The sequence below is a fragment of the Caldalkalibacillus uzonensis genome (assembly GCF_030814135.1).
Lineage (GTDB): Bacteria > Bacillota > Bacilli > Caldalkalibacillales > Caldalkalibacillaceae > Caldalkalibacillus > Caldalkalibacillus uzonensis.
Genome location: NZ_JAUSUQ010000009.1, coordinates 98240 through 121753, shown reverse-complemented (window position 1 = coordinate 121753; position 23514 = coordinate 98240). Strand labels below are relative to the sequence as shown.

At 45.9% G+C, this 23514-nt stretch carries 26 protein-coding genes and 1 pseudogene; 21 read left to right on the top strand and 6 right to left on the bottom strand.

The features are described 5' to 3' along the window. The first annotated feature begins 117 nt into the window (after positions 1 to 117). Positions 118 to 885 carry an MBL fold metallo-hydrolase gene (locus tag J2S00_RS12740; RefSeq protein WP_307340324.1) on the top strand — a complete coding sequence of 256 codons (768 nt, stop codon included), beginning with the start codon at positions 118 to 120 and terminating at the stop codon, positions 883 to 885. A 196-nt stretch (positions 886 to 1081) separates the two neighbouring features. Continuing rightward, entirely contained in the window at positions 1082 to 1483 is a 402-nt protein-coding gene (locus tag J2S00_RS12735; RefSeq protein ID WP_307340322.1) for an acyl-CoA thioesterase, read from the top strand. Positions 1484 to 1495: 12 nt separating this feature from the next. Here the strand turns inward: J2S00_RS12735 and J2S00_RS12730 are convergent, their stop codons facing one another. After that, positions 1496 to 2110, bottom strand: a complete 615-nt coding sequence (locus tag J2S00_RS12730; protein WP_307340525.1) for a LysE/ArgO family amino acid transporter — start codon at positions 2108 to 2110, stop codon at positions 1496 to 1498. Positions 2111 to 2268: 158 nt separating this feature from the next. Here J2S00_RS12730 and J2S00_RS12725 point away from each other — a divergent pair, with 158 nt between their 5' ends. Both J2S00_RS12725 and J2S00_RS12720 read left to right on the top strand, forming a co-directional pair. Next, a complete protein-coding gene (locus J2S00_RS12725; RefSeq protein WP_307340319.1) occupies positions 2269 to 3729 on the top strand; it encodes an aminotransferase-like domain-containing protein in 1461 nt (486 codons plus the stop codon). A gap of 210 nt (positions 3730 to 3939) precedes the next feature. After that, complete coding sequence (locus J2S00_RS12720) at positions 3940 to 4413, top strand: hypothetical protein (protein WP_307340316.1); 474 nt, start codon at positions 3940 to 3942, stop codon at positions 4411 to 4413. A 122-nt stretch (positions 4414 to 4535) separates the two neighbouring features. Here the strand turns inward: J2S00_RS12720 and J2S00_RS12715 are convergent, their stop codons facing one another. Then, on the bottom strand, positions 4536 to 4790 hold the full coding sequence (locus J2S00_RS12715) for a hypothetical protein (RefSeq protein WP_307340313.1): 255 nt from the start codon (positions 4788 to 4790) through the stop codon (positions 4536 to 4538). 18 nt (positions 4791 to 4808) lie between these two features. Then, on the bottom strand, positions 4809 to 5243 hold the full coding sequence (locus tag J2S00_RS12710) for a glycine/sarcosine/betaine reductase selenoprotein B family protein (protein ID WP_307340310.1): 435 nt from the start codon (positions 5241 to 5243) through the stop codon (positions 4809 to 4811). Between the two features lie 329 nt (positions 5244 to 5572). Here J2S00_RS12710 and J2S00_RS12705 point away from each other — a divergent pair, with 329 nt between their 5' ends. From J2S00_RS12705 to J2S00_RS12670, 8 genes are all read left to right on the top strand, one after another. Further along, positions 5573 to 5770 carry a hypothetical protein gene (locus tag J2S00_RS12705; protein WP_307340307.1) on the top strand — a complete coding sequence of 66 codons (198 nt, stop codon included), beginning with the start codon at positions 5573 to 5575 and terminating at the stop codon, positions 5768 to 5770. Positions 5771 to 5791: 21 nt separating this feature from the next. Further along, positions 5792 to 6223 carry a Fur family transcriptional regulator gene (locus tag J2S00_RS12700; RefSeq protein WP_307340305.1) on the top strand — a complete coding sequence of 144 codons (432 nt, stop codon included), beginning with the start codon at positions 5792 to 5794 and terminating at the stop codon, positions 6221 to 6223. A 97-nt stretch (positions 6224 to 6320) separates the two neighbouring features. Continuing rightward, positions 6321 to 7907 (top strand): hypothetical protein, encoded by a 1587-nt coding sequence (locus J2S00_RS12695; RefSeq protein ID WP_307340302.1) that lies wholly within the window; start codon positions 6321 to 6323, stop codon positions 7905 to 7907. An 11-nt stretch (positions 7908 to 7918) separates the two neighbouring features. After that, a complete protein-coding gene (locus tag J2S00_RS12690; protein ID WP_307340299.1) occupies positions 7919 to 8626 on the top strand; it encodes an OmpA/MotB family protein in 708 nt (235 codons plus the stop codon). Between the two features lie 56 nt (positions 8627 to 8682). Then, positions 8683 to 10338 carry a M20/M25/M40 family metallo-hydrolase gene (locus J2S00_RS12685; RefSeq protein WP_307340297.1) on the top strand — a complete coding sequence of 552 codons (1656 nt, stop codon included), beginning with the start codon at positions 8683 to 8685 and terminating at the stop codon, positions 10336 to 10338. Between the two features lie 145 nt (positions 10339 to 10483). After that, positions 10484 to 11518: a metal ABC transporter substrate-binding protein gene (locus J2S00_RS12680; protein WP_307340294.1), complete on the top strand. Its 1035-nt coding sequence runs from the start codon at positions 10484 to 10486 to the stop codon at positions 11516 to 11518. Beyond that, a complete protein-coding gene (locus J2S00_RS12675) occupies positions 11515 to 12285 on the top strand; it encodes a metal ABC transporter ATP-binding protein (protein ID WP_307340291.1) in 771 nt (256 codons plus the stop codon). The genes J2S00_RS12680 and J2S00_RS12675 overlap by 4 nt, the downstream gene beginning before the upstream one ends. A gap of 12 nt (positions 12286 to 12297) precedes the next feature. Then, entirely contained in the window at positions 12298 to 13137 is an 840-nt protein-coding gene (locus J2S00_RS12670) for a metal ABC transporter permease (protein ID WP_307340287.1), read from the top strand. Here the strand turns inward: J2S00_RS12670 and J2S00_RS12665 are convergent. Further along, positions 13134 to 13333, bottom strand: a pseudogene (locus J2S00_RS12665) (helix-turn-helix transcriptional regulator). The gene J2S00_RS12670 and the pseudogene J2S00_RS12665 sit on opposite strands and share 4 nt — an antisense overlap. Positions 13334 to 13447: 114 nt before the next feature. On the opposite strand from J2S00_RS12665, the gene J2S00_RS12660 reads away from it, so the two are divergent. The 4 genes from J2S00_RS12660 to J2S00_RS12645 all read left to right on the top strand — a co-directional run bounded on the left by J2S00_RS12660 (position 13448) and on the right by J2S00_RS12645 (position 16741). Next, positions 13448 to 13867, top strand: coding sequence for a Fur family transcriptional regulator (locus J2S00_RS12660; RefSeq protein WP_307340284.1), 420 nt, complete (start codon positions 13448 to 13450; stop codon positions 13865 to 13867). Positions 13868 to 13869: 2 nt separating this feature from the next. Then, the gene (locus J2S00_RS12655; RefSeq protein WP_307340281.1) at positions 13870 to 14937 is read left to right on the top strand and encodes a permease; all 1068 of its coding nucleotides are present in this window, start codon (positions 13870 to 13872) and stop codon (positions 14935 to 14937) included. Between the two features lie 38 nt (positions 14938 to 14975). Continuing rightward, complete coding sequence (locus J2S00_RS12650) at positions 14976 to 15938, top strand: TIGR03943 family putative permease subunit (protein WP_307340276.1); 963 nt, start codon at positions 14976 to 14978, stop codon at positions 15936 to 15938. 71 nt (positions 15939 to 16009) lie between these two features. Beyond that, positions 16010 to 16741: a class I SAM-dependent methyltransferase gene (locus J2S00_RS12645; protein ID WP_307340273.1), complete on the top strand. Its 732-nt coding sequence runs from the start codon at positions 16010 to 16012 to the stop codon at positions 16739 to 16741. 6 nt (positions 16742 to 16747) lie between these two features. On the opposite strand, the gene cax is transcribed toward J2S00_RS12645, so the two are convergent. Further along, positions 16748 to 17803, bottom strand: a complete 1056-nt coding sequence (gene cax / locus J2S00_RS12640) for a calcium/proton exchanger (RefSeq protein WP_307340270.1) — start codon at positions 17801 to 17803, stop codon at positions 16748 to 16750. 59 nt (positions 17804 to 17862) lie between these two features. Next, positions 17863 to 18444: a 5' nucleotidase, NT5C type gene (locus J2S00_RS12635; RefSeq protein WP_307340268.1), complete on the bottom strand. Its 582-nt coding sequence runs from the start codon at positions 18442 to 18444 to the stop codon at positions 17863 to 17865. Between the two features lie 142 nt (positions 18445 to 18586). Here J2S00_RS12635 and J2S00_RS12630 point away from each other — a divergent pair, with 142 nt between their 5' ends. The 5 genes from J2S00_RS12630 to J2S00_RS12610 all read left to right on the top strand — a co-directional run bounded on the left by J2S00_RS12630 (position 18587) and on the right by J2S00_RS12610 (position 23438). Continuing rightward, positions 18587 to 19090, top strand: a complete 504-nt coding sequence (locus J2S00_RS12630; RefSeq protein ID WP_307340264.1) for a hypothetical protein — start codon at positions 18587 to 18589, stop codon at positions 19088 to 19090. A gap of 138 nt (positions 19091 to 19228) precedes the next feature. Then, complete coding sequence (locus J2S00_RS12625) at positions 19229 to 20386, top strand: cysteine desulfurase family protein (RefSeq protein ID WP_307340261.1); 1158 nt, start codon at positions 19229 to 19231, stop codon at positions 20384 to 20386. A 5-nt stretch (positions 20387 to 20391) separates the two neighbouring features. Further along, positions 20392 to 21618, top strand: a complete 1227-nt coding sequence (gene thiI, locus J2S00_RS12620; RefSeq protein ID WP_307340258.1) for a tRNA uracil 4-sulfurtransferase ThiI — start codon at positions 20392 to 20394, stop codon at positions 21616 to 21618. Between the two features lie 88 nt (positions 21619 to 21706). Continuing rightward, positions 21707 to 22333, top strand: coding sequence for a YkoP family protein (locus tag J2S00_RS12615; protein WP_307340255.1), 627 nt, complete (start codon positions 21707 to 21709; stop codon positions 22331 to 22333). 1 nt (position 22334) lies between these two features. Then, positions 22335 to 23438 (top strand): MGDG synthase family glycosyltransferase, encoded by a 1104-nt coding sequence (locus J2S00_RS12610; RefSeq protein WP_307340252.1) that lies wholly within the window; start codon positions 22335 to 22337, stop codon positions 23436 to 23438. Positions 23439 to 23514: the final 76 nt, after the last annotated feature.

The following is a 23514-nucleotide window of genomic DNA, read 5'->3' as shown; positions in this document are numbered from 1 at the left end:
TTATTATATTAGAATATTTATGTCACATCAATTATTTGTTTTAAAGTAAGTTGTTTTTTTGTATTAAGTATAATATAATAACTTCGATTGAAATTTTACTTTCAGGAGGTTTAGATGATGATCATTACAAAACTGAACTGGGCGGGTGTTTTGGTTCAGGTCAATGAAACCACTATTTTAATCGATCCATTAGGTGACACTGTTCAGAATCAGGGTAAGCCATTGGTTGCTCAATTTGGAGCACCGCAAGAGGATATTATTCCTCTAACCAGTTTACCTAGACCGGATGCTATTCTTATCACCCATGCTCACAGTGATCATTTTTCACCCAAAACACTGTTGGACACATTTGGCGCTGAAGTACCGGTATTTATGCCGCACGACTCGCTTGCTATGGCCGGTAAAGCTGGATTTACCAAGCTTAAAGGATTGTCTGTAGGCGAAACTGCTGCAGTTGGTTCGGTGACTGTCTCCGCCACCTATTCCATAGATGGCTTTGGCAGTCCGCAAGTGGCTTGGATTGTTGAAGGAGAAGGGAAAAAGATTATTCATTGTGGAGATACGCTTTGGCATGGATATTGGTTAAATATAGCTCATAAGTACGGATCTTTTGATGTGGCCTTTTTGCCAATTAACGCAGCGATTTTAGAGATCCCTGGCTTACCCAAACAAAGCCAACTGCCTGCCTGCATGGGACCAGAAGAAGCGGTGGAAGCGGCGTATTTATTAGGTGTAAAAAGTCTAATCCCAATCCACTATAACACTTTCCACAATCCGCCCTATTATATAGAGACAGAGAATGCCTTAGCCCGTATGCATGAGAGAGCTGTTACGAGAGGGGTAGGAACGAGAGTTCTGCAGCCTGCTGAGACCATAGAACTATAATTTGCTTTTCTATCATTTATTGTCTTAAAAATAAAAACCTTCTTACACCGTTAGTGTAGAAGGTTTTTATTTTGCCCAATCTCAAAGAATTGTCCCTTTGATATACACCAAATGTTACATTTGTAACGTCTTTATCATCATGAAAAAAATTGTTATAGTCTATTTAAATATGAGGCTAAGGAGTGAAGGAGAACAGATGTTTGAGACAAAAATAACACCCAGGGTTTCCGAAACAGATGGGGTTGGGCACATTAATAACACGTTTATTCCCACCTGGCTGGAAGCAGGAAGACATGAGCTGTTTAAGATTTTTACGCCCGATCTGTCTTTCGAAAATTGGAGGATGGTCATTGTCAATACCAATGTAGATTACATAAACCAGATTTATTTTGGCCAGGATGTTGCGGTTAAAACATGGATTAAAAAAATCGGTAACACAAGCATTGTCTTATACGAGGAAATCCATCAGGCGGGCCAGGTTTGTGTCAAGGCAACGGCAACTTATGTTAATTTCAATCTGAAAACCCAGAAACCTGAGCCAATTCCCGAGGATATTCGTATCCAATTGAAACAACACATGCTTCCTGAGTCAATGTAGTGACTATTAAACTTAAAAAATCAATGTCCACCCCATATACAGGGCGACTCCCCAAATCACAAGCGCAGATAATCTGTTCATGGCTTGCATCACCCTGCCGGAATCATCCAGCCTGCCCACAGCCCGTCCAGCGATGGCCAATCCCCAAAACCACAGCCAGGAGACGATCATGGTGGCCAGGGTAAAAGCCCAGCGGTCATCCCCGGCATAAGTGAGGGAGTTGGTACCGATCACCCCAACAGTGTCCATGATGGCATGGGGATTGAGCAATGACACAGAAGCAGCAAACACAATTTGTTTTTTCGCTGATAAGGGCCGGGCTTCTGTGTGGTTTACAGACGCTGGCTTACCTTTCCAAATCACCCAGCCCATGTAGATTAAGAATAAAAAGCCAATGCCAAACACCATCGTTTTAAGCCAGGTCAGCGTGAGTACAATAAGAGAGACCCCCAGCACAGCCAGCAAGATTAACAACGTGTCGCAAACTGAGGCGGTTAACACGGCGGGAAAAGCCCGAAATAAAGTTGGCTGGGTGGCTCCCTGGTTAAATATAAACACATTTTGCACCCCTAAAGGTAAAATCAGTCCAAAAGCAAGAACAATACCGTGTATAATGGCTTCAATCACTGTTTCTCTCCCTTTCATCAAAGACTGAAAGCTTACGTTTAATTGTAAAAAAGAGAGGCGTCTCTTGTCTCCGGCCAAATGGATGGTGATTAAACCAACCAAATGGTATGATAGAACAAATGTCAAGGCAGATTATGAACAGCACGGAGGGACTGGCAATGGCTGTGTCAGATTGGAAACCGGATCGCCATTCTCCCATTCCTTTACACAAACAAATTGAGGAACATCTCAAAGAAAAGATTATGCGCGGGGAATGGACAGTTGGTACCAAAATACCGTCCCAACGGGCCCTGGCCAAAGCATTCGGAGTGAACCGCAGCACGGTCGTAACCGCACTGGATGAGCTTGCTGCCCAAGGTCTGCTGAAAGGGAACAGCGGGGGCGGAACCAGGGTGGTTAATCATACTTGGAATCTTTTGGCGTCCACCCCTCCTCCCGATTGGGGCACCTATGTTAAGTCAGGAATGCACCAACCCAATCTGCCGACCATTCAGGAGATTAATCAAGCGGAATATGACCCACACATCATCCGCCTGGGGACAGGTGAGCTGGCCCCCGACCTCTTGCCGGCTGAACATATGCAAGCCATTTTTCAGCATCTTCCCAAACGGACGATTTCCTTAGGCTATGAACAGCCGAAAGGAGATCTGTTTTTACGAGAGCAGCTTGTGAAGCATTTGAGAGAGATCGGGATTGACACTTCTCCCTCCTCAATTCTGATCGTCTCAGGTGGCTTGCAAGCTTTACAATTAATTTCCATCGGTCTCTTGCACCGGGGATCAACGGTTTTATTGGAAAAACCATCTTACTTGTACTCCGTCCGTGTGTTTCAATCAGCAGGAATGAAACTGCTGGGGGTTCCCTTAGACAAAGAAGGTATACAACCCGCAATCGTGTCAAGGTACAAACGGCAGTATCATGGTGCGTTGCTATACACCATTCCTTCCTTTCACAATCCAACCGGCACTTTAATGACAGACTTGCGCCGCCGTGAATTGCTGAAAATATGTACACAGGAGCGCCTGCCTGTCATTGAGGATGATGTCTACCGGGATCTGTGGCTGGATGCTCCGCCTCCCCCACCCCTGAAAGCTTGCGATCAAAACGGCCTTGTGCTGTACATGGGCAGCATGTCCAAAACGTTAAGCCCCGGGTTAAGGATTGGCTGGGTGGTAGGCCCTGAACCGGTGATTGACCGTTTGGCGGATATTAAGATGCAAACAGACTACGGCTCCAGCTCTCTGTCTCAATGGGCTGTTGCAGAATGGCTGGCCAGCGGCTTGTACGCCCAACATATCCAGTATGTCAGAAAGCAGCTGAAGCTGCGCAGAGAGATTGCTCTTCAAGCGTTAGAAACACACTTTCGGGAGATCGCCCAATGGAGCAAGCCACAGGGTGGATTCTATATATGGCTGAAAATCAACGTGCCCGTCTCCATACGGGATCTGTTTGAACGGGCACTGGCAGAAGGAATACTGCTCAATCCGGGTCATCTCTACGACCGCCAATCTACTCAGTATCTACGTCTTTCTTATGCGTATGCCCCATTACAGGATCTTGAGGATAGTCTGGCCAGGCTGGCTGATTTAATTAAAAGTTCTCGCCAAGACCGGATTTGATATCTTGTCCGTTGGTTTCGTTCCGTCCGGTTTGGGGTGCTATAATGAACATAAAGTTATAAGCGGGGAGGTGAAAGAGATCAAGAAGAGGAAGTATGGGTAACGGTTGTTAATAACAATATGTTTGAAAGGCATGATTATAGAATCCAAAGTATGGACGAAAGAAAAATTCAAGCGGCAATGGTGTTTTTAAGTGAGGAGAGATAACACATGAGAATGCTCCTTTTTCTTTCTGCCTTAATAGTCATGGTTGCAGGATGTTCATTTTCCACTGATCAACGAGAAAATGACATCGTCAAAATTCAAGCAAGTCAACACATACATGATATTCCATTTGAAAACGGCCAAGGACGGGCCATTGTTGTTTTTGAAGAACAGGGTACTGTCGATTTTGTTGTTTTGGCACACAGCTTAGATCCTGAAGGGGAATATACGATTTTCTTTAAAACCAATGATAATCGCGGGGTTCTCTTTGGAGCTGAAGATAATGTTAAAACGAAGGTGGGCAAATTTGTTGGTGAACTGACGTTTAAACCAAATGCTCAAGGAGAATTGATGGTATCAATGCAAAATCCCATCCGAATGATTGAGGGGACACAAGGATATTTATTTGTCATCGAAACAGAGGAAGGTGAAGAAGTGAGGCGTACTGTACCGATTGAAATTACACAAATTACACAATAGATTGCACAATCCTTAAATTCTGTAACGTCAAAAGGGACTGTCCAAAAAAGAACGTTTAGGACAGTCCCTTCATTAAGTTGCCCTAGTATTTTAGGTAATGTTGGTTCAGGACGGAAGGCTGCTTATTGATTATAGCTCGGGAAATGGATCTCGTGAATTTGACCCGGCTCTTGTTTGATGGTCAGTTGCTCCAGGGCAGCCATTAATACCTTCATTTGCGTTTGTTTATCATGAGGTTTACCCAGGGAATGGCCAAACTGAAACTGCATGGGATGTATGGCCCGAGGTGGACGCATTAAACTGGACTGTTCCACATCGAGGGTGATCAGTGTTGTTGGAATCCCTTGTGCTTCAATAGCTCGTTGTACTGTGACCACAGTACGGTGACAAAGCGGTCATCCAGCTGTAAGCAGAACAGCGTCAGCTTGGGAACGAACCACTTCCTTGACGACGGCTGGAATTGTTTCTTCATTGATTTTCTTTAGTCTCATAGAGTAACCCATCATCGTGATATGTTTTTCGGCCAACCCCTTAATATCTCCATCTGCAGCCAGTTCACGGAGTCGGTCAATGGGGAAAACGCAGTTAATATCTTCCTTGGGTGCATCCGTATTGTAATGTTCCTTTGGCGCTGCATGTGTTACGGTCAGCTCAGCAGAATTAACGTCACCCGGGATGATGCGGAAAGTGGCATCTCCGACAGTTGGATCCGTGTTAAATGGCTCCTGATCTTTATGGTGAACTCCGGCTGTTGAGACAATCATAATGTTCAGCTCATGCAACGGCTTCGTATTAGGCGTGTAAGGTATCGCTTTTTTGGTGATTTGCATCATCTCACTCCTCTTCTTGAAGAATTGAGTTCCATAAAGAATTATAGCAGATACAAACTTAAAATCAATACAAATTTATAATTAATATAAAACGTTTATTTCCTTCTTATGACAATATTGCTTGTAGGAGTTTGCAGGTTTAACAACAAGAGATATCATCATATTAATTCCTGGAATATAGTTTTGCCTGGTATTGACAAGATCAAGTTCTATTTTATACTTATTATAAATAAGTAATTGATATTATTTTTGCTCATACAAAGGACAAGATTGATTTACAAACCATTTGACAATACTAATAAAAAGCTTTACAACAGGAGGAGAATATAATGAATAAAAAAGAACTGCTTAAAGAGATGCGCATTGATCTGAGTGAAGACAAAGTGGTGATAGCCTATAGAGGAAAAACTCTGGGTTCCATTGAAGTGAATTGGGATGTTGTACTAAATAGAGAGTCTGGCGGGCAAACACCAAAGCAAGAAAGAGTCAAGCAATATGTGGAGGATTGTGATCTAGGCTGGTGCTAAGAGGAGAGGGGGGGTGAACGCATGTCCCAGCAGTTGGATGGCTCCACAGTAGAACTGTTAAGCGCTCACAATATACGCGTGACTCCCCAACGTGTGGCCATTTTTGAAGCCCTGAAAAAAATGAAGCATCCCACAGCTGAGCAAATCATGAATCAGCTGCGGCCAGATTACCCTAATATGAGCATGGCCACAGTATATAATACACTGCGCTATTTTAAACAGACCGGACTTGTACGGGACATTCACTGTGGTGAAGATTGCACACGGTTTGAAGTATCTAAAGAGAGTCACAATCATCTCATCTGTGAAACATGTGGTTGCATTGAAGATATGGACCTGGACTTGTTTATTAACTTTGGTGCCATTGCCGAGCGTTTTGGCTTTAAGTTGGATGCAGTCAATATCGAACTATATGGCCAATGCCGGTCATGCCGGGAAAAGAGAGAAGAATAAATGATAAACAAGAGGGGAGCTCATCGGCTTCCCTTTTTAATGTCCTCATGTTTTGTCAAGCTGTGAATATACATGGGCAATAAGGGAGGGAAAAGACATGGAATCACCTCAGTTTTTTTATATTGTCTTGAGCCTTATTTCCTTGATTGGTTTAATGGGAATTGTTGGAAACATTCAACTGGCCAACTGCTATCTAAAGTGGTTGGAACGTTTAAGAGACTATGAAATGAGGGGAGGCTGGCCGGATAAGCCCAGAGAAGATGAACTGATTGAAGGGATGATCAGTGAATACCGCCAGCATCGTTCACAGGGCATTGAGTTTGTCAATACACAGGCGATTATTGAAAAGAAAGTTTATGAGCAGCAACTCAATCTGTTTGGGGTGTTCCGCCTGCCGCTGGGTGTAGTGGAGCGCCTCCTTCACCAATTGCCGTCTTGGGCCATTATCTCCGGATTGTTGGGGACGTTTTTGGGGCTGACCATGGCCTTGTTTGCCATGCAAGACACGCTCCTGCGCTTAGGAGCGGACTCTGGCTCGGAAGTGATGAGTGTGGCCGTCATTGTGGCGGCTATTAGTGAGCCTTTTAGGGGGATGAGTTTTGCTTTTATTACCAGCATCGCCGGTATCGGGACCGCATTTTGTTTGCATGTGCTGCATTCCGGTCTCTTTGCCAAGCTGGGGATCGGGCCAAGCTGGTCACAATTGAAAAATCTTTTTTTCACCAGGGCAGAGAGTTTGCTTGATCATCAGGTCCAAATTATGGTGCAGCAAGACAAACCGAAAGACTCCTTGGAGCGGGTCCTGGACCGTCTGGTGGCCAAGGTCAAAGAAAGCTTTGATCAAAGTGTTAAGGCCTTTGGCGATGAAATTCTAAAAACTACACAAATGTTGCAACAAAATATTGAGGGTCTAGACACCGTCATTCGCCAATCGGCATCTTTCACTTCCCGGTTTGAACAGGGAACGGCCCGCCTGTTGGAGTTTGGGCAGGTACTGGAAGGCAACATTCAACAGTTTAAAAAGCAGGAGGAGCAAACAGCCAGGCAGCTGGGTGAACTGTCCAAAACGATTGGCGCAGTGGGGCAGGAATTTAAACGATTAACGGACCGCAACCAAGAGAGCGCCAAATATTTGCAACTGGTGGTGGAACGGTCTGATCAACTGATCAAACAGGCGGAGCGTAAAAACGAAGAGTTGGTCCAATTTGTAAGGGGACTGACAGAAGAGCTCCAGCGGCATGTACGGGATATGTTGGAAGAGAACAGGCGTCAGTATGAGCAAAACCAGGATGAGTGGTATTACCGTTTCCAGGAGAAGAATGATCAATTTGTCAGGGCAGCCGAATCGTTCGGTCAGGCTGTCCAGTATCTGGAGCGACAGTGGGAAGATGGTTTGGAACGTTTCAAGCGGGAACTGGCAGGACTGTTGCAGCAGGTGTTTGAAAAGTCCTGGCACCGTCAGGCCCATGGGGGCCATCAGGAGCGGGAATGGCGGGAAATGATCCGGGAATTGGAAAGTATCCAACACTTGCTGGAGCGGGAGTTTCAAAATATCTACCGCTTCTCCCAGGATATCCAGCATATTTTGGTCAGCATGTTTGAGTGGGGACGGTCCCAAATGGGCCCCCGTGCTTACCCGGCTGAAACAAGCCGGCCCCCTATGGTCAGGGAAGGCAACTATTAGGAGGGGCAACGATGAGGAAACGAAAGAGTTATTTTGAAGAGGAGCAGGAACCTGCCTCCTTCTGGCCTTCATTTACGGATATGATGTCCACGATTGTGCTGGTTATGCTCTTTGTGGCCCTGGTTGCATTTGTGCAAAGTATTTTCGATGCTTATGCCCAGCGGGAGATCAAAAGGGAGATGGCTCAGGTTGCTGCGGTCAAAAAACATATTGCCGATCTTATCCAGGAAGAACTGGAAGAAAGGGTGGGGGAGGATAAGATTATCCGCGGTCCGAATAACACGATTTCTATTGAAGGTGACATTTTATTTGAAACAGGTGAAGCGGAAATCAGTGAGCAAGGCAAAGCTATTTTGCGTCCGTTGTCTATTGCCTTTCAAAGAATTATTGAACTGGAAGAGGTAAGCCAATACCTGTATATTATCTTAATCGAAGGACACACGGATACAGTCCCTTATGACAACTGGACACTCTCCACGCAACGGGCGGTTGCCGTGGTTCAATATTTATTTGAAGTGAATCCCGTTTTGGCCCGTGATGAGTATGCACAATATTTTGCGGCTACCGGTTACTCGGAGTTTAAGCCCATTGCTGAAGGAAACGACCCCAAATCCTTGCAACAAAACCGGCGTATCTCCTTTCAAATTATTGTCGATGATGAAAAATGGCAGCAAAAAATGTACCAGCTGTTAGAGGGAGAACTGCAAGCGGTGGATTAATGATGATACAATGTAAAAAAATAAGAATTAAAAACAGTTTAAATGGGGGAACTGCCGTGAAAGTGAACCGGACAGAGATGGAACAGCTGGTCAAAGATCTTATCAGTCATGCCAGTGTGGTTAATACACAAGGCGAGCGGGAAATGGCTGAAGTTCTGTACCGTTATATTGTTGAGTTACCATATTTTCAACAACGACCGGAGCAAGTGCTGCTGACCCGGACTTATCATGATTACCAGGAACGTTATAATGTGATCGCTTATGTCAGGGGCTCAGCTGTCCAGTCCTCAGAGACTGTCATCCTTATGGGCCATTTCGACACCGTGGGCATGGATGATTACGGTGCATGGCAGGGACAGGCAACAGACCCGGATCAGTTAAAACATATCATCAGAGAATATCAACTTCCGCCAGAGGTACAAGCCCATGCTCACTCAGAAGACTGGCTGTTTGGACGGGGAAGTGTCGACATGAAAAGCGGTGTGGCCAGTCATTTGTACGTGCTGAAGCATTTTGCCCAACATCCTGAAGAATTACAGGGAAACATCCTCGTTGTACTGACCAGTGATGAAGAGGACAGCTCCCACGGCATACGCTCAGCCTTAAAGGATTTAAGACGCATCAAGGAGAAGGAAGGATTTGCATTCATTGCAGCCATCAATTCAGACTATACCTCAGCCCGCTACTCCGGCGATGAGAACCGGTATATTTATGTGGGCACCGTTGGCAAGCTGTTGCCTACTTTCTTCATCGCCGGAAAAGAGACCCATGTGGGCCAAGTGTTTGAGGGATTTGATCCCAATTTAATCATCTCGGAACTGACGCGGGAAATAGACTATAACCCCTTGCTGTGTGATGAATTATACGGAGAATGGACCTTGCCTCCCGTTTCCTTGAAGCAAACAGATTTAAAACCTTTTTATGATGTGCAGACCCCTTTAACTGCTTTTGCCTATTACAATTTGTTTGTCCACTCCTGGTCCCCTGACCAGGTACTGGAAAAATTGAAAGCACACGGGCTACGCGCCTTTGAACGGGCCATAGAAACTTACCAGGAGCGTTATGAACTGTACGGCAAATTGAGCGGAACCCGATTCGATCCCCCACCAATTCAGCCCCGCGTCTACACGTTTGAGGAGTATTATCAACGGGTCAAAGCACAGCATGGATCCACTTTCGAACGGACGATCGGCGATTTCTGTCAGCACGTTGTAGAGCAGCAAACCCTGGATATCCGCAGTTATGCTTGTCGTGTGGTTGAGCAAGTCTGGAAGTGGGACAAGGTTAAAGAACCTGTTATGATTGTGTTTTATTCCAACTTGTATATCCCGCGTGTGGCCGTTTCAGAACAAACAGCGGAAGGTTCTCGCCTGATCCGGGCCATTGGGCAAGCAGTGGAACAGGTTCAGCCCGACTGCCCCAAACCGATTGTCATGAAAAAGTTCTACCCCTATATTTCAGATATGAGCTACATGGCCTTAAGTGACGGTGAACAGAGCATCCACACTTATGAGCAAAATGTTCCGGTGTGGGGAGAACGTTACCGTCTCAATGTGGAAGATATCCGGGCCATCAATGTTCCTGTCTGCAACATTGGTCCTTACGGTTTTGATGCCCATAAAAAATTTGAACGCTTGGAGCTGACTTACTCCTTGGAAATCGTTCCCCTTCTGACGTATAGCGTAATCAGGCATTTGTTGGCGGCAGCCTGAGCATCTGGGCTGCCCCTTTTAAAAGCAGCGTAAGCATTTATATAAAATGTAATTATGATTTACAAATCGGAAAAAGTACGGTATAATGTCACCTGTGTTAAATAAGATTCATTATGATTTATAAAAATTAAAGGGGGAACGTATATTGTACCGCAAATCCATTTTAGTCCTGTTCAGCACCATGTTGGTTTTATCCTTGACGCTGATGGCCTGCAGCCCCGCTGAGGTAGGGCCTGCATCTGAAGAGGATGGCTCCGAACAAGGACAGGACGAAGCTGATTCCCATGAAGAAGAGCGTCTGCTTATTTACACCAGTCTGTTTCCACTCTATGATTTTGCCCAGAAAATTGCCGGCGAGCGCGCCGAAGTGATTAACTTAATTCCACCCGGAGCAGAACCTCACGACTTTGAACCCACACCCAACGACATTGTTGAACTTCACAAAGCGGATTTATTCGTATATAATGGGGGTGGCTTCGAAGGATGGATTGAAAAAATTGTTGAAGCCATTGATAATCCTGACTTGAAAGTTGTGGAGAGCACAGCTCATGTACAGCTGTTGACCAATGAGGAAACGGGTCATGCTCATGACCACGGTAAAGAAGAGGATCATGACCACGCTCATGAACATGAGCATGAGCACGGGGAACTGGATCCCCATGTCTGGGTCGACCCATTGCGGGCCAAGCAACAGGCTGAGGCCATTAAAGATGCTTTGGTAGAGATTGATCCGGAGTATGCTGACTTTTATGAGCAGAATTACAGCGAATTGGCTCAAGGGTTTGATGATCTTCATGCTAAATTTGAAGAGATGAGCCAAAATATAGAGCGCAGAGATTTTGTTGTTTCCCATGAAGCTTTTGGTTATTTGGCTTTGCGCTATGAGCTGAACCAGGTGGGAATTGCCGGCCTGAGCCCTTCCCAGGAGCCAAGTCCCCAACGCTTGAGTGAAATTATTGAGTTTGTCCAAGAGAACGATATCGACTATATCTTGTTTGAAAATACGGTCACACTTAAGGTGGCCGAAGTGATTAAGAGCGAAACCGGGGCGGAATCGTTGGTGTTGCATAATCTTGAATCCTTGACGGAGGAGGAACTGGCCCAGGGTGAAGACTATTTCTCCATTATGGAGCAAAATTTGGATGTACTGAAAAAGGCTCTGGGCTACCAGGAACAATGAGACCCAATCAATCTAAAACTGTGATCGAGTTAAAGCATATTAATTTTCAATATGATGCCAAAACCAAAGTGCTTGAGGATGTTAACCTCACCATGACCCGGGGGGATTTCCTGGGTCTGGTGGGACCTAACGGATCTGGAAAATCAACATTAATTAAAATTATTTTGGGGTTGCTCCACTCGCCAACGGGTGAGGTTAAACTGTTTGGGCAGCCTATTTCCACTTTTAAGGACTGGTCCAAAGTGGGTTATGTGTCTCAAAAGGCTAACAGCTTCAACACAGGCTTTCCAGCCACTGTGTATGAGGTGGTTGCCACCGGTCTGTTCGGTAAGATGGGACTCTTTCGCTGGATCGGAAAACAGGAAAAAGAACAAATCATGCACGCTATCAAACTGGTCGGATTGGAAGATCTGGCTCACCGTAATATTGGTAAACTGTCAGGTGGCCAGCAACAGCGGACGTTTATTGCCCGGGCTTTGGTCAGCACCCCGGAACTTCTGATACTGGATGAACCGACGGTAGGCGTGGATGCTGACTCAGTCAGCCGCTTCTTTGATCTGTTGGAACAGCTGAATCAGGAATTGGGAATTTCCTTGTTACTGGTCAGCCACGATATCGGTGTGATTACGGATAAAGTGAAGCAAGTTGCTTGTTTAAATAAGAAACTCTTTTTTCATGGTGACCCTCACGAGTTTGTCCAGAATCAGGATGCCATTCTGGCCACGGCCTACGGACATCATGTGCGCATATTAGAACATTCACATTGAGGAGTCTTATCTATGATTGAAATACTGATTCATTTTGAGTTTATGCGCCACGCACTTATTTCAGGGCTAATCATCGGTTTTTTGGCACCTTTATTAGGTGTTTTTCTTGTGGTCCGGCGATTGTCCATGATTGCCGATGCTTTGTCCCATGTCACCTTGACCGGCATTGCCTTCAATTTGCTGCTGGCCAAATATGTCGGGTTTTTTGCCGGGTTAAATCCTGTATACATGGGCATGGGGTTCTCTGTTGCCGGGGCACTGATCATTGAACGGCTGCGCAAAAGTTACAGGTTTTATCAGGAACTGCCGATTCCGATTATTTTATCTACCGGTATTGGTTTGGGTGTGGTCTTCATTTCCATTGCCAATGGTTTTAATGTGGACTTATTCAATTATTTATTTGGCAGCATTATCGCCATTACCCGGACCGACCGGAATACGATTATGGTGATCGGTGCAGTTGTCCTGCTGGTTGTGACTTTATTGTATAAAGAATTGTTTTCACTGTCGTTTGACGATGAGCATGCGCGTATTACCGGCATTCCCCGTAAGTGGATCAATCTTGTTTTTACCATTTTGGTTGCCCTTGTCATTGCTTCAGCGATGCGGATTGTGGGCATTTTGCTTGTCTCGGCCTTGATGGTTTTGCCTGTGGCAGCCAGTATTCAGTTAGCGAACAGTTTCAAACAAACGTTTATCTACGCTATATTGTTTGGGGAGCTGGCCGTTATCCTGGGTTTATATTGCTCCTATACCTTTAACTTGGCCCCAGGTGGAACCATTGTGGTCATTGCCTTCCTGATTCTCATCACCGTGCTGGGTGTTAAAAAATGGGTCATCAAGACTGATTAATGCTCTTCTTCATCAATAAACACATCTTCAATACGTACGTGAAAGAAGCGGGCTATTTTAAAAGCCAAGCCAATTTTAGGGAGGGGTCATAGCGGCCATTTTCAATGGCGTTAATGGTCGCTCTGGTCACTCCCAGCTTTTTGGCCAAATCCTCCTGTGTCAGATTATGCATTGAATTGTAAAATACCTTTATCATAATGTAAAGAGTGTTTTACACTCCTGTTGTCATTGATAAAAAATAAAATTAACGTTACAATGACGTATAGATTGGCAGTGGAAAACGCGAATGATTCTTAATGGAGGAACGTTTATGACGGTGGAAGAAGCGCTCAAGATTTTAAAAGATAAGGGGTATAAATACACCGGCAAGCGGGAAGAGATGATCCGTATTTTTGCAGCTGAAAAACGATATATGACAGCCAAAGAAATGCTGGAAAAAATGCAGGAGGATTATCCTAGTATCAGTTTTGATACCATCTATCGCAATTTGGCTCTGTTTGAACAACTGGAAATTGTGGAAGCCACTCAATTAAAGGATGAACGGATCTACCGGATGGCTTGTTCACCCCATGAACACCATCATCATCTCATTTGTACCGAATGCGGCCGTACCGAACGAATTGATATGTGCCCTATGGACGCCATGTTTGGTGAACCACAGGATTTTACGATAACCGGTCATAAATTTGAGATATACGGCTATTGTACCCAATGTAAAGGTGGCGATTGATTGTGGAGCCCAGTTCACCAAAACCAACACAAGCAAGACAAGGCAGAGCATGGCTGACAGACATATTGGGCTTGTTGTTGCTGGGGTTCTTTTTACTCTTATTCTTTAATATAGATCGTTTTAAAGGAGACGATCCACTCATCACCATTCCTGATTCGTGGATAAGTGTCAACACCATTTTTCTCAGCATAGTGATTGAGGCGATCCCGTTTATTTTGCTGGGTGTGTTTATTTCCGGTTTGATTCAGGTGTATGTCAAAGAAGAGACCATCCAGCGCTATTTACCCCAAAATGCGTATGCTGCTCTTTTTCCGGCAGCGGTGTTGGGTGCGGTTTTTCCAATCTGTGAGTGCGCCATTATTCCTGTCGTGCGCCGCCTTATTTTAAAAGGCATGCCACTTCATGTTGGGGTTGTGTTTCTGGTAGGGGCTCCGATTTTAAATCCGGTTGTATTTGGCTCAACTTTCTTTGCCTTCCGTAACGATCTGACTGTGTTATACAGCCGTATGGTCTTGGCTTTTATTCTAGCCATGCTGATTGGCTTGATCTTATACCTGATCTTTAAGAACAGCGATCAATTAAGGCGGGAGACCAGTGACGCTCATCATTCCGGGCATGAACACGGGCATCAACATAACCAGCAAACCTTAGCTCCAGGCCCTTTAGCCAAGTTGAAGCAGACCATGTACCATGCAGCTGATGAATTTTTTGATATGGGCAAGTACTTGATTGCCGGCGCCTTTGTAGCAGGCGTGGTGCAGACATTCCTGGACCGGCAGCTTCTATTGGCAATTGGGGACAATGAATGGAGCTCAACTATGGTGATGATGGCCTTTGCTTATCTCTTGTCCTTGTGTTCAGAAGCAGACGCGTTTGTCGCTGCATCCTTTGGCAGCATGTTTACCACCGGCTCCTTGGTTGCCTTTTTGGTTTATGGTCCCATGCTGGATCTGAAAAACACCGTGATGCTGTTTGCTTACTTTAAACTTAGATTTGCTCTGGCCTTTATGGCCACTGTCACCATTGTTGTCTTTGTGGCCGTGATGCTGTTGCAGTTGTTTGTCTTGTAAAAGCAAGGGGAAACCTGTAAAGGGGAGGGGAGAGCAAAATGGAAGAGGAACGTGGCTTCCAGCATTTTCTCAGGGGAATTATTCTGTTTGGCTTTACCATGCTGTTTCTCAGTTTGATTTTTACAGGCAATATCCAATATTATATCGCCCCTCGCATGATGCCGTTTATCTATTTTGCTGTTGCTGTTTTACTGGTTTTAAGTGTGGTGCAAATCTTGAGAAGTACAGTTAAAGCCGGAACAGCAGCAGAAGAAGAATGTGGATGTGAAGGCGGCCATCAGTTACCTGACAGGCGCTGGAAGAAAGTCTTGTTTTACTCAATTTTCTTATTTCCAGTGTTAAGCGGTTTTCTCCTGCCCGACAAGGTGTTGGACAGTTCGGTTGCTGCCATGAGAGGTGTTCAGTTGAATGATGGGGTGAATACCAGAACATTGTTAGAAAAACAATCTGAACTTGACGGTCTTGAATTGGCTGAGCAAGCGGAGGGCAATGCCTCTAAGACGGCGGATGACTATTTGGCGGAACTTGAGAAACGTGAACTTGGTGAGCACTACACCTATGAGGATTTAGTGGGCGCGACTGATATAGAGGACTTTTATGGGCAACTGTTGCAGGAAGCGCTTGAGCAGGAAGTGGTGCAAATTACTGATGATAACTTTTTGGATATGTTATCAGTGATTAACATGTATCAAGATCAATTGTTGGGCAAAAATTTTGAACTGATGGGCTTTGTTTACCGGGAAGAAGGGATGAAAGCGGATCACCTGGTTGTGGCCCGTTTTTCCATGACGTGTTGTACAGCTGACTCCGGTGTGTACGGGATGTTGACACAAGGGGAGCAAGCCAAACAATATGAAGAGGATACTTGGATTCGGGTAACCGGAACGCTAGTTGAGAAAGATTACAATGGCTGGCTGATTCCGGCTTTGGATATTACGGAGATTACCGAAGTGGAAGCACCGGAAACCCCTTACGTTTATCCTAGTTTCCAATTTTATTAAGCAATTCGCCGTCCCGTTTCGTGTTCTGCGGATGAGCAAAATCATTCACAAGAGACAAAGGAGAAGAGCCAATGGGTGAACCGTGGTATGTGCAAAGTTTTAAACAGGATTATTTAAAAATTTATGCCCACCGCAATGATGAAGCCGCAGAGCGGGAAGTGAACCAGATTGTCAACTTACTGGACATGGAAAAAGGAAGCGCTGTTTTGGACTTGTGCTGCGGCCAAGGGCGGCACAGCCGGGCTTTGGCCCGCAGGGGATTTCAGGTCACCGGGCTGGATCTTTCCTCTGTCCTTTTGGCTGAAGCTGAAAAACGGAGTGCGGAATACAACATCAGGTATGTTCAGGGCGATGTGCGCAAAATCCCCTTTGAACATGAGTTTGATTATATCCTCAATCTGTTTACCAGTTTCGGTTACTTTGAAAAATGGGATGACAATTTGAGTGTCTTTCGGGGCATCCGCCGGGCACTGCAAACAAACGGCCAGTTTCTGATCGACTTTTTAAATCCGGAATATGTTAAGCACAATTTGAAGCCCTATACCGAAAGGGAAGCAGGCCAACTGCACATTATTGAGCGGCGGCAGATACAAGGCAAACAGGTGGTCAAAACAATTGAAGTGCGTGAAGGAGAAGAGGCACGTCATTATAAGGAACAAGTGCAACTGTTCACATATGAGGAAATGGCGGCTATGCTGAAGGAGGCCGGCCTGGAAGTGACCAAGGTATACGGCAGTCTGGAACGACAGGCGTATGATCCGGTTCGCTCACCCCGGATGATTATCATTGGGAAAAGGGGATAATCACAGCTACAATAAATAAAAACCTACGCCCATGATCAAATAAGCGCCCAGCATCATGGCCCCTTCGAACCAGTTTGTATCACCGTCAATAGCAATGGTGTTTGTCAACAGAACGGCCAGGACCATGGTGACCAGTTCGGGTACGGTAAAGACTAAGGGCATTGGGGATGGGAAAAAAAGGGAGATAAGAACCAACAGAGGAGTCACGAACATGGCAATTTGCAGGGTGGATCCGATCGCAATTTCCACTGCGACGTCCATCCTGTTTTTATAGGCCATAATAATGGCCGAGGCATGTTCAGCAGCATTGCCCACAATGGCCACAATGATCACCCCGATAAAGACGTCACTCCAGCCAAAAGTTTCCCCCACACTTTCAAAGGTATGGACCAGACTTTCACTGATATAAGCCACTGCGATGGTAGATAAGGCGAGAATCATGATCGATTTTCGTTTACTCCACTCGGCAGTTTCCTCATGCTTCTCTTCCTCTTTGCCGCTTTGATACATCCCGCGGTGCGTGACCAATCTGAACAGTAAGGCCGCAAAATACAGCAGAATCAGAATAACAGCGATCCAGACACTGAGGGTTAAAGCTTCTTGATCGGTTAAGTACATGGAGAAAATCTCAGGAAAGACAAAGGCCACAACAACACCAAACATAAGTAAAACCGCGTTAAACCTGGCGTCGTGAATATCAAATCGTTGACGTTTAAACCGGAATCCTCCCACTAAAAAGGCAAGCCCTCCTACCAGCAATAAATTTCCCAGAACTGCACCAGTTAAGGAGGCAAGCACAATGGAAACAAATCCGGCTTTAAGGGCAAAAATGGAAATGATCAGCTCGACTGCATTGCCAAATGTCGCATTTAGCAAGCCGCCAATCCGTGGACCGGAGACAATGGACAAGTTTTCTGTCGCCCGGCCCATATATGCTGCTAAAGCGATAATAGTAGCACAGTAGATCATAAACATAAGCGCTTCAGGCCAGTGAAAGAGACTGCCTGCCACAGACAACGGCAATCCGGCGATAAGCACCATGGGAAACAAACGGTTAAACACTGCACTCACCCTTTTGAGGTTTACTCATATTTAGAATAACCAAGAACCTGGTCAATCAATCAGCTGTCCAACAGCAGGGTAAGCTTCTGTTTGGCCTCTGGCCAGTTGTGGACACGATGAATAAGACGGTGGGCCGTCCCCCTGTTATAAGGTGTGTTAAACAGAATAACGGGGATGTCCAGTTCTTCGGCCATGGCATTGGCCGTTTCAAGCCGGTCTTCCAAAAACAGCTCCACACCGTGCTGTTTGGCCTGCTCCACTTTGTCATGGGAGCCCACAAGTTCAATGTGGTGATAGGGCAGTCCGTACCGTTTAAACCACTGGCGTGTAACACTTTCTAAGTGAGGGGGACGGGCAGTGATATATATCAGGCGGTGGCGGCCGGCAAGTTCATGCAAGACATCCTTGGCCGAATCTGCCACAGGGGCCCGGGCATAAATCTCTTCTTCGTGTTTCTTCATCCAGGCCCAGAACTCATCATCAGTCACCCCCAGAAGCGGTGGTAAATGATATCGAGTAATATCATTCAAGGTTAAATTTTTATTAAAGGCTCTGTTCAAGTACGGCACAAAAGTGGCTGGGTCGGTGACCGTACCGTCAATATCTATGCCAAGCTTTTTTCGGATTTTTTCCTTTGCCATTTAGGATCCCTTCCAGTTTTTTGTTGCCATTACCGTGTATTATACCATACATTACATTTGTTGTTTTGCAGATAGCGGTTCATACTATGCATACACCTTCTTTTGCTTCTCCGTTCATTCAAACAGAAAAGAGGGATCGCACATGACTGATGAAAACCGTGATGAACGCCGTATTGATTTGCCTTTTGATCAAATTGCCGGTGACAATCCGGGGGATCAAGTGGCAGATGATAACAACGGTGACTTTGAAGTAAATGAAGGAGCCAATGAAACTTTGGCTGAGTATGACGAAGAGACCGCGGCTGAAGTAGCACCTAATGTGAACGATGCTCGCAGTCCGGACGAAAACAGGCGTAATGAAGCTGAGCCCTTAAACGGAGAAGAAGAAGGTTACAGAGAACAAATGGAAAATATTGAAACGATGGAAGAAGCAGAAGAGGGTGGCACAGCTTTAGGCTGGACTGCTTTGGTTTTGTCCATTGTGTCTCTGTTTTTCCTGCCCGTACTGACTGCCACAGCGGGTATTGTAACGGGATTCTTTGCCTACCGTGGCGGTGCCCGTACCCTGGGACTGTGGGCGATCGGTGTGGGACTGTTTTCTCTTGTTGTCGCTTTGTTTTTTACCCCGTTCCTCCTCAGGTTTTAGTCACTTTTTCTCACCTCCTGTGCTCCTTGTCTTTTGGGCAAGGGGCTTTTTTACATCAGGAGATGACGGTTGTGTTTTAAGTTTTAACGGAATGTGGTAAGATGTGTTACGACAAAAACATAAAGGGAATGATGAGCCATGGCTGTTTATCTGGACAACAGTGCTACGACGCCCGTGGCGGCTGAGGTTCAACAAGCGCTGCTGGAAGTGGTGGCCAACTATTATGGCAATCCTTCTTCTCTGCACCGTATCGGCGGAGAAGCGGAGAAATTAATGGCCAAGGCCCGGGAAGTGGCAGCTCATGTTCTGGGCGTCAATCCGGGTGAGCTGTTATTCACGTCGGGAGGAACGGAAAGTAATAATCTGGCCATTAAAGGGGTGGCTTTTCAGTATCAATCCAGGGGCAAGCACATCATTACCACGCAGATTGAGCATGCGGCCGTGTATCAGGTATGTAAAACCCTGGAAAAGGATTTTGGCTTTGAGGTTACTTATTTGCCGGTTGACAAAAACGGGGTTGTTTCTGTTCAAGATGTAGAACAGGCCCTGAGAGAGGATACCATTTTGGTCTCTGTGATGCACGTCAATAATGAGCTGGGGTCGGTCCAGCCTGTTGAAAAGATAGGGCGCCTGCTCAAAAACAGGCCGAAAGTGCTCTTTCATGTGGACGATGTGCAAGGCGTGGGGAAAGTTCCTTTGGATATTAAACAAAGCGGCATTGATTTGTTAAGTATTTCAGGACATAAGATTCATGCTCCCAAAGGGACAGGATTGCTTTACGTGCGGGAAGGGGTGCGCTTGTATCCTTTGTTGCACGGCGGGGGGCAAGAGCAGGGCTTGCGTTCCGGAACCGAAAATGTACCGGGGATTGTGGCTCTGGCTAAGGCACTTCGCCTAGCAAAAGAAAATGAAAAGGTACATATTGAACATTTACTAGGGCTCAAGCAAACCCTGCTTGGGGGACTGGCCACTATACACGGGGTTCAGATCAATACCCCACTGGATAAACGGATCTCGGCTCCGCACATTGTCAATCTGTCCTGTCCGGGCGTTAAACCGGAGGTGCTTGTCCATGCCCTGGGGGAACGGGATATTTATGTGTCCACCACTTCAGCCTGTTCGTCCCGCCAGCAGCAACACAGCCGGACACTACAGGCGATCGGCCTGCCGCAAACCCGCCTTCATTCTGCACTCAGAGTCAGTATGTCGGTCTATAACACCAAAGAAGATATCGATTATTTTCTGCAAACCTTAGAGGACATTTTGCCCCATTATCAAAAAATCATGAAGGTGTGAGAAACATGAGTCAGGATATGAAGCAGGAACTTAGCTATAACTATGTGTTGATCCGTTATGGTGAACTTGCCCTGAAGGGGAAAAACCGCAAGCTGTTCGAAAACCAGTTACAGGAGAATATTGTCAACCAACTGAAAGACTTAAACGTCAAGCTTAAAAAAACCCATGGACGTCTTTATTTATATTTGCATGACGAATCTTTTGAAACCGTTCATGCCCGGCTTAAACATATTTTCGGCATTTCATCCTACAGCCCTGCTATAAAAACATCGTTAGAGTTAAAAGACATCCAGGAGACTGCCCTCAAGGCGATCCGTGCCCATTCACCCTTCCCCAAAACATTTAAGGTCAGTGTTAAACGGGCGAACAAACGTTTTCCTTATACTTCTCAGGAGATGAATCACAAACTGGGCGCTCATATCTTGATCCATACGGACAACTTAAAGGTGGACGTGCACAAGCCGGAAGTGGAGCTCTTGGTTGAGATCCGGGAAGATGCAGCCTACATTATGTCCCAAAAGTTTAGAGGAGCAGGCGGCTTGCCTGTTGGCACGAGCGGCAAAGTGATGCTGATGATGTCCGGCGGGATTGACAGCCCGGTAGCCGGTTATTTATGCCTGAAGCGGGGCTTGCGTTTTGAAGGCGTCCATTTTCACAGCTTCCCCTTTACCAGTGAACGGGCCAAACAAAAGGTGGTTGATTTGGCCATGCAACTGTCTCAATACGCCGGTCCTGTGAAATTGCATATTGTCCCGTTTACAGAGATACAAACGGAAATTAAAAAGCACATCCCTGATGAATACAGCATTACCATCATGAGGCGCTTGATGATGCGCATCACTGAAGCTTTAGCCAAAAAGCACAAGGCGTTGGGCATTGCCACTGGAGAAAGCGTGGGCCAAGTGGCCAGCCAGACATTGGAAAGTATGCATACCATTAATGAAGTGACCAACTACCCTGTTCTCCGCCCTTTAGTAACTATGGACAAAGTTGAAATTATCGATATTGCCCAGACAATAGGCACCTATGACATTTCCATCCTGCCCTATGAAGATTGCTGTACCGTGTTCCAGCCCAAAAACCCCAAGACAAAACCGGACCGGTTGACAGCGGGCCAGCTTGAGGAACGGCTGAATGTGGAACCCCTGATTGAGAGGGCAGTTGAAAACACGGAAACCCTCCGCTTAACAAGAGAAGAACAGAAAAAAGACACCATTGATCATCTGTTTTAACTCCCTTCTTTAGGAAGGGGGTTTTTTGTATCAACGGCAGGCAAAGTTCACATAATAACTGTTGCATTGATCAAGTGGAGGGATAGGCGTGAAAGGCCTGATCTTACATCTGTGGGCAGTTTGGGATTGGATTTATTACCACTGCAATCGCATGCAATATGTCTCCAAACAGCACAATTTTTTTCGCATTGTACGCAAAACATATAAAGGACCGCCCATTCAAACCAGGGACGGGTACTGGATTCGTTCAGGTGATGACATCATCAAAATTCATTTATATAATTACCGCATTGCCAAAGAAATCAAATCCTTTCCCTCTGAAATTGCCTTTATGTTTTATTTTAAACGCTCACTGGAGTCCTCTTTATACGGATTAAGCCGGTATATTGAAGAGTTGCCGGACCGTCACCGTATTAAAGGCATCATGGGCACATCCATGTTTAACCGGGGGGCTGATCGGCTGGGTTTTACCATCTGTGAGGTGGACAACACCTGGTATTTCCGGATCAAAGGTCTGTTGTACAAGGTGATTTATTGGCTCATTCATCCTCAAGGATGGGGCTATTTGAAACGTCACGGCAAGCGCCTGCAATCTAAACACTTGGTGATGTCGGTGGAAGAGCTGCACAGCTTGTACCCACATCGGGATGAACAGGTGGTGTTGCCCCCCGGTCTTCCCACTGGCACAAAATCATGGACGGGAAGGAACGGATAAGATGAAAGTCGTCATTTTCACCGAAGATAAAGTGGGGGAAGGCCATTATCAAGCCGCTAAAGCGATCAGCCATGCCCTGGGCGAACTGTCTTCGGGCCAAGTGGAGACTAACATTGTCTGTGGATTAAGATGTATCCATCCAGCAGTGGAGTGGATTATCGTCAAAACTTATTTTGCCATGATTCATTATATCCCTTCCTTGTGGGACTTTATGTATACTCATTTACGCCGTCCTTCTTTCTTTCAACGGGTGGTGTTTAGCTGGAAACTGAAGCGGTGGTTAGAAAGAGAACAGCCCGATATGATTCTTTGTACGCACCCGACCTGTATTGCCGCCCTTGCCCGGCTGAAATCAACATCCCCCTTTTCCTTCAAGTTGGGCATGGTATTGACCGACTTTTGCTTTCATCCCTTTGGTGTCTCACCCTATGTGGACTATTACTTTGTCCCCCATCATTCCATTAAAGAAAGACTGGTCCAAGAATTTGACATTCATCCTCATAAAATATTCGATTTTGGTATCCCGGTTCATCCGGCCTATGAGGAGCAAGTGAAGGGGGCCAGGCCCAAAGCTGCGGGCGGGGCACTCTCGCCGGACAAACCGATTCACCTGCTTATTTTGGGTGGAGCCATGGGGATTGGTCCCATCGCCGATATTATGGAACAATTTAGAGACCGGATCTCTCAGTTTAAACTGACCATTATTTGCGGAAAAAACAGGTCTCTGTACAACAAACTGAGCCGGTGTGCCGCTCCCCATATCGAGGTTCTGGGCTATGTCACCAATATGGCTGAATGGATTCAAAAGGCGGATGTGGTGATTTCCAAGCCCGGTGGTTTAACTGTGGCTGAAACATTGGTGTGCCGCACCCCGTTGTTGATGATCAGTCCCATACCGGGGCAGGAACACGGCAACCGGTTGTATCTGGAGCAATATGGCCTGAGCCGGTGCATTGAAAACATTGAGGATCTTCCCCGAACAGTACTGGAGTGGCTGGAGGACGAACAAGCCCGCTTGGAATGGGAAGAGCGGGTGCGGGAACACCGTAAGGAACAGGCGGCTTATCACATTGCCAGACAGGTGCTCAGTTATATTTTCCCTTAACGCCATGCGGCCATTGTTCTACAATGAAAAATGAAACGGACAATTTGAACAAAATGATACGTTAGGATTTCCATCA